Raw genomic sequence first — 6,036 nt, forward strand, 5'->3', positions numbered from 1 at the left:
CGGGCTTCGTGACGCTGGTGGTGGTCCCGCCGGTCGCGCGGGCCCCGGGCGCGCCGGGCGCGGCATATGCCGCGCCGCCATATCCAAAGATCCCTGTAATAACGACTCAACCAACTATTCGTTCGCGCACGTAAGTCCCCTCCCTAGAATCGTCTCTCTCATAACTGCGTTGACTTAGAGGCGATTCCATCATGACTATCCGTATTCTTGCCGCCGGGACGTCCGGGAACGAAGGCGCGGCCGTCGGCGCGCGGCAGGCGCGCGCATGGGCGCCGGTCTTCAAGCGCGTGCTGGGCGCGGTGCTGGCCTCGGCGGCCATGTTCCACGGCCCGGCGTTCTCGGCCGATCCGAAGCCGCTCAAGGTGGGCGTGCGCGGCGGCGTGGACGAGCAGATCTGGGAAGTGGTGACGCAGGTGGCCAGGAAGAACGGCCTGGCGGTCGAGCCCGTGGTCATCACCGGCACCGCCAGCCCCAACGAGGCCCTGAACAACGGCGACCTAGAGGCCAATGCCTTCCAGCACATCCCCTTCCTGAACGACCAGATCAAACAGCGCGGCTACAAGCTGGTGCCGGTGGCCAACACGCTGATCTCGCCCATCGCGTTCTATTCGAAGAAGTACAAGTCGCTCAAGGACCTGCCGGACGGCGCCAAGGTGGGCATCCCCAATGACCCCAGCAACCAGACCCGCGCGCTGGTGGTCCTGCGCGACCACGGCCTGATCACGCTGAAGGACGGCTTCGACCCGGCCACGGGCACCGCCACGCTGGCCGACGTGACATCCAATCCCAAGAAGCTCAACTTCGTGGAAAGCGCCTCGGTCGTGCTGGCGCGCTCGTTGCCGGACGTGGATACCGCGGCCATCGTCAACAGCTTCGCCTATCAGGCCGGACTGATCGCCACGCGCGACGGCATCGCGGTCGAGAAGAAGGAAAACAATCCCTACGTCAACATCATCGCGGTGCGCGAGAAGGACAAGGACGCGCCGTGGGTGCCCGCGCTGGTCAAGGCATACCACTCCGAGGAAGTGCGCCAGTTCATCCTGAGCAAGTACGAAGGCTCCGTCATCCCCGTCTTCTAGGCCATGATGCAACGCGAGCTTTCCATTCCGGGCGGCGGCCTTGCGCCTGCGCCCGCGGCCCTGGACGCCCATATCGTGTTCGAGGGACTGCAGAAGCAGTACCAGGGGCCCGCGGGCCCCGTCGCCGCCTTGTCCGACGTGTCGTTCCAGATCGCGCGCGGCGAGGTCTTCGGCATCATCGGACGCAGCGGCGCCGGCAAGTCCACGCTGCTGCGCTCAATCAACATGCTGGAACGCCCCAGCGCCGGCCGCGTGCTGGTGGACGGCGTGGACGTGGGCGGGCTGGACGAGAACGCGCTGGTGGGCCTGCGCCGCCGCATCGGCATGATCTTCCAGCACTTCAACCTGCTGTCCGCCAAGACGGTGGCCGAGAACGTCGCATTGCCGCTGCGCGTGGCCGGCGTCAAGCCGGCCGCCGCGCGGGCGCGGGTGGAGGCGCTGCTGGACATGGTGGGCCTGCGCGACAAGGCCGACGTGTATCCGACCAAGCTGTCCGGCGGCCAGAAGCAGCGCGTGGGCATCGCGCGCGCGCTGGTCCATGAACCCGAGATCCTGCTGTGCGACGAAGCCACGTCCGCGCTGGATCCCGAGACCACGCAATCGATCCTGGCGCTGCTGCGCGACATCAACCGCAAGCTGGGGTTGACGGTGGTGCTGATCACGCACGACATGGCGGTGATCCGCGAGGTCTGCCATCAGGTGCTGGTGCTGGACGCCGGCCGCAAGGTCGAGCTGGGAGAGGTCTGGCGCGTGTTCGGCAACCCCCAGGCGGACGCCACGCGCGCGCTGCTGCGGCCCCTGCAGCATGACCTGCCTGCGGATCTGGCGGCCCGGCTGGTGCCGGATCTGCAGGGCCGTCCCGGCGTCGCCGTGCTGCGCCTGCGATTCACCGGGCAGGGGCGCCCGGAAGGCGTGTCGCTTCAGGCGCTGGCTGCGGTGGGGCCGGGCGCGACGCTGCTGCACGGCGGGCTGGACCGGCTGCGCGGCCATGCGCAAGGCAGCCTGCTGGTGTCGGTGCCTGCGGACGTCTTGCAGGAAGAGGCCGCGCGCGCCGCGCTGGTGGCCGATCAGATAAAGGTGCTGGGCTATGTCGCTGCCGATGCTTGATAAATACCTGCAGGCCTTCCTGCAGACCCTCACGATGGTCGGCATCTCCGCCGTCATCGCGATCGTGTCCGGACTGGCGCTGGCAGTGGTGCTTACCGTGACCGCGCCGGGCAACCTGTACCCCCGGCCGCGCCTGAACAAAGCCCTGTCCGTCACGGTGAATACCTTCCGCGCCATTCCGTTCATCATCCTGCTGGTGGCGATGCTGCCGTTCACGCGCTTCCTGGTGGGCACGACGCTGGGCACGTGGGCCGCGATCGTGCCGCTGTCGGCCAACCTGATTCCTTTCTTTGCGCGCATCGCGCAGGTCAGCCTGAACGACGTGGACCATGGCCTGGTGGAGGCCGCCCGCGCCATGGGCTGCCGCCGCTGGCACATCGTGCGCCACGTGCTGCTGCCCGAGGCCTTGCCCGGCATCATTGGCGGGATGACCGTCAGCGTGATCGCCATGATCAACGCATCGGCGATGGCCGGGGCGGTGGGGGCCGGCGGGCTGGGCGACCTGGCCATCCGCTACGGCTACGAGCGCTACGAAACCCGCGTCATGTTCGAGGTGATCGTGATCCTGATCGCGCTGGTGTCGATCGTGCAGTTCACCGGCGAATGGCTGTCGCGCCGCGCCGACCACAAGCGTTAGCGTGCCGTGGGACAGGCACACTGGGCGGCGCCGTTCAGCATGAACCGGCCCGGGACCCTGCGCGGCGCAATCGGCGGTTCAGGGCACCGGCGGCTGCGGCACGGCGGCCAGCGACTGCGAGCCCAGTTGCTCCTGTTCGCCGACCATCCGGTTGACCGCGTCCTGGTGCTGATGGAAGCGGCGAAGGTCGTCGTCGCGGCCGAACATCAGTTCGTTCTTGTCCGCGTACCAGTACTGCCGGTTGTCGTCCAGCAGCGTGATCATCTGGCCGAATTCATGCAGGATCTGCGTTTCCAGGTCCCAGAGGCGGCCCAGCTTGGCGCGGTTGGCCGTGTTGGACGCCTGCAGCGCGGCCAGGATCTTTTCTTTCTCGGCGTCGGCGATGGTCAGCGAGCGCACCAGCGCGGGCATGCCGTTCAGGACCTCGAGGCTTTGCTGGCGGTAGCCGGGGACGAGCCGTTCGGCCTGCTCGAGGATGAGCCGGCTTTCGATCAGGCCGGCGTCCCGCGCCAGCCGCCGCGCGTCGAACAGCCGCGGCAGGCCGATCTCCTGCAGTTCCTGCAGATAGGCGCGGTGCTGCGCCAGCCGCGCGCCCGCCACGGTCTTCATGGCGCGTTCCATTTCGCCGTAGGGGCCCGATGCCTTGGGCGCGGGGTCGATGGCGGGCACGTCTTCGGGCGCGCCGCTGCCGCCGGCCGCCTGCTGGCGCAGCGTGTCGATGGCCTTGCGGATCTCGGCGTTGGCGATGTCGCGCTGGCGGCTGTCGTGGTTGCGCTGCGCGACGGGCGGCACCACGGCGGCCAGCAGGAACACGCCCACGCCCAGCATCACGCGCGCGCGGTTGCGTGGCGTCCGGAAGCGGCGCCAAAGGGAAAAGAAGGCCAGGGCGGCAAAGAGGATGAGGCCCAGGATCACCGCGTAGCCGACGGCCAGGGTGGCGATGGCCGGCAGCCCGTCGGGGCTTCTGCTGAAGACGCTCCAGGCCACGATCGCGGCGTACACCACGGCGGTGGCGGTCTTGAGCGCCCAGCCGGGCTGGGGCGGCGGCACGGCCGGTCCGCGCGTATCCGAAGGCGCGGCGGCCGCGGGCGTTTCGGCCGGGGGCGACACGGGCACTTGCGGGTCATTCATGGCGCGCCAGGAAAACGGGAGGGGTGGCTTTGCAATGTAAAGACTCGCCTGCGCCCCGTCAATGGCGCGCCGCAAAGGCAAACCACGATTTCAAGGCAAGGGCGAACGCGCCCTCGCGTCCACCCATGACAGGAGCACCAAGATGTCCGACACCTCGCAACACGGTTTCGCCACGCGCGCCATCCACCTGGGCTATGACCCGCTGGACGAGCAGGGCGCGCTGTCGCCGCCGCTCTACCTGACGTCCACCTACACGCAGGACAGCATCGAGGCCTTCGACCAGATCCGGCTGGGCGAGAAACAGGGCTACGTCTACGGCCGCACGCGCAATCCCACGCAGGCCCTGCTGGAAGAACGCCTGGCGTCGCTGGAAGGCGCCGAGGCCGGCGTGGTGACGGCGTCGGGCATGGCGGCCATATCGGCCACCCTGTTCTCGCTCTTGCGCAGCGGCGATGAAATCGTCGTCGACCAGATCGTCTACGGCACCGCGTTCACGCTGTTCACGCAGGGGCTGGAACGCTTTGGCGTGCGCGCCGTGTTCGCCGATTTCACCCGGCCGCAGTCCGTGGCCGCGGCCATCGGCCCCAAGACGCGCGCGGTCTACTTCGAGACGCCCGCGAACCCCAACCTGCGCCTGGTCGACATCGCGGCCGTGTCCGCCATCGCGCGCGGCAAGGGCCTGCTTACCATCGTCGACAACACGTTCGCCACGCCGGTGCTGCAGCGGCCGCTGCAGCATGGCGCCGATATCGTGCTGCATTCGGCCACCAAGTACCTGGGCGGCCACGGCGACCTGCTGGCCGGCGCGGTGCTGGGCCGCAAGGAACACATCGACGCGATCCGCCTGCAAGGGCTGCGCTATTTCACCGGCGCCACCTTGTCGCCGTTCACCGCCTTCCTGGTTTTGCGCGGCATCAAGACGCTGGAGCTGCGCGTGCAGCGCCACAGCGAGTCGGCCTTGAAGGTGGCCAAGCTGCTGCGCGAGCATCCGGCGGTGGCTGATGTGTTCTATCCGGGCCTGGCCGGCACCGCGGGCGCGGATATCGCGCTGCGCCAGCAGGCGGCGGGCGGCGGCCTGGTGGCCTTCGAACTGAAGGGCGGCCTTGCCGCGGGAAGGACGCTGCTCAACAGCCTGAAGCTGGCGCGCATCGCGGTCAGCCTGGGCGATCCGGAGACACTGATCCAGCATCCCGCATCGATGACGCATGCCAGCTACTCGGCCGAAGACCGCGAGCGCTACGGCCTGTCCGAAGGGCTGCTGCGCCTGTCGGTCGGCCTGGAAACGCCGGAGGACATCCTGGCGGACCTCAAGCAGGGCCTGGATCGCGTGTAGCCGCCTGCGGCGCGGGCGGCGCGGCCTCGGCGCGCCGCCAGGCCACCCATTCGCCCGCGCCGTCGAAATGGCGCAGGCCGCGCGCGGCGGTGGCCAGCCCCGCCCGCAGCGCATCCATGTCCAGTCCTGGCAGGTTGCGCAGCAGGGCGGGCGGCAGGTGGTCGATGTCCAGCACGGACTCGTCGAAGTCCATCCGCATCAGCCCGCCGCCATCGCTGGGAACGCGGACGAACCACAGGCTTTCCATGTGGTCCCCGAACCACGGATCGGGAAAGATGGCCTGCGTGAACACGAACCCGAACTCCTGGATGTCGCTCCAGGGCCAGAACGTCTGCAGGCCCATGGCCTGCGCCAATTCGCCCGAGCGCGTAAGGCCGGCGTCATCGAAGCGCACGGTTTCGCGCAAGGGATCTTCCGGAGCCGGCGGGCCGGCAAGCATGCGCTTGATGAATGACCACATGGTGTCGCGAGGGGTATGCCCAAGACGGAAATGCCTAAAGGCGCAGTGTAATGGGGTCGGGTCGGTGCAAAAATGTTACAACCGTTGATCCACATCAATCTGGCGCGCCCCGGCGCAAGGTAGGGTAGTCGTTTTTGCCTGACGGGTCGCCGGCGACTGGCCGGCCGGCGCGGATCTGGCGAACCAGCGCAGCAAGGATAGGATCCATGACAGACAAGACATCGCAAGCCACCGACCAGGACGTTGCCGCCGCGCCCGCGAAACGCGCCGCGGGCACGCGGGGCGCCGC

At 68.5% G+C, this 6,036-nt stretch carries 6 protein-coding genes; 4 read left to right on the top strand and 2 right to left on the bottom strand.

All coding sequences use genetic code 11. From position 1 onward, the window contains the following. Positions 1–317 precede the first annotated feature (317 nt). From ABE485_RS30850 to ABE485_RS30860, 3 genes are read left to right on the top strand one after another with little or no spacing between them, the layout of a single operon-like run. Positions 318–1,079 carry a MetQ/NlpA family ABC transporter substrate-binding protein gene (locus ABE485_RS30850; RefSeq protein WP_346519062.1) on the top strand — a complete coding sequence of 254 codons (762 nt, stop codon included), beginning with the start codon at positions 318–320 and terminating at the stop codon, positions 1,077–1,079. 3 nt (positions 1,080–1,082) lie between these two features. Then, the gene (locus ABE485_RS30855) at positions 1,083–2,186 is read left to right on the top strand and encodes a methionine ABC transporter ATP-binding protein (protein WP_346519057.1); all 1,104 of its coding nucleotides are present in this window, start codon (positions 1,083–1,085) and stop codon (positions 2,184–2,186) included. Then, positions 2,167–2,823 carry a methionine ABC transporter permease gene (locus ABE485_RS30860; RefSeq protein WP_346519058.1) on the top strand — a complete coding sequence of 219 codons (657 nt, stop codon included), beginning with the start codon at positions 2,167–2,169 and terminating at the stop codon, positions 2,821–2,823. The genes ABE485_RS30855 and ABE485_RS30860 overlap by 20 nt, the downstream gene beginning before the upstream one ends. Positions 2,824–2,901: 78 nt before the next feature. Here the strand turns inward: ABE485_RS30860 and ABE485_RS30865 are convergent, their stop codons facing one another. After that, positions 2,902–3,954 carry a hypothetical protein gene (locus ABE485_RS30865; protein WP_346519059.1) on the bottom strand — a complete coding sequence of 351 codons (1,053 nt, stop codon included), beginning with the start codon at positions 3,952–3,954 and terminating at the stop codon, positions 2,902–2,904. Between the two features lie 142 nt (positions 3,955–4,096). Between ABE485_RS30865 and ABE485_RS30870 the strand changes: the two genes are divergently transcribed. Then, on the top strand, positions 4,097–5,287 hold the full coding sequence (locus tag ABE485_RS30870; protein WP_346519060.1) for a trans-sulfuration enzyme family protein: 1,191 nt from the start codon (positions 4,097–4,099) through the stop codon (positions 5,285–5,287). Here the strand turns inward: ABE485_RS30870 and ABE485_RS30875 are convergent. Beyond that, the gene (locus ABE485_RS30875; protein WP_346519061.1) at positions 5,262–5,747 is read right to left on the bottom strand and encodes a hypothetical protein; all 486 of its coding nucleotides are present in this window, start codon (positions 5,745–5,747) and stop codon (positions 5,262–5,264) included. The genes ABE485_RS30870 and ABE485_RS30875 overlap by 26 nt on opposite strands. Between the last annotated feature and the right edge of the window lie 289 nt (positions 5,748–6,036).

The sequence above is a fragment of the Achromobacter spanius genome, assembly GCF_039673305.1.
GTDB classification, from domain to species: Bacteria; Pseudomonadota; Gammaproteobacteria; order Burkholderiales; family Burkholderiaceae_B; genus Achromobacter; species Achromobacter spanius_F.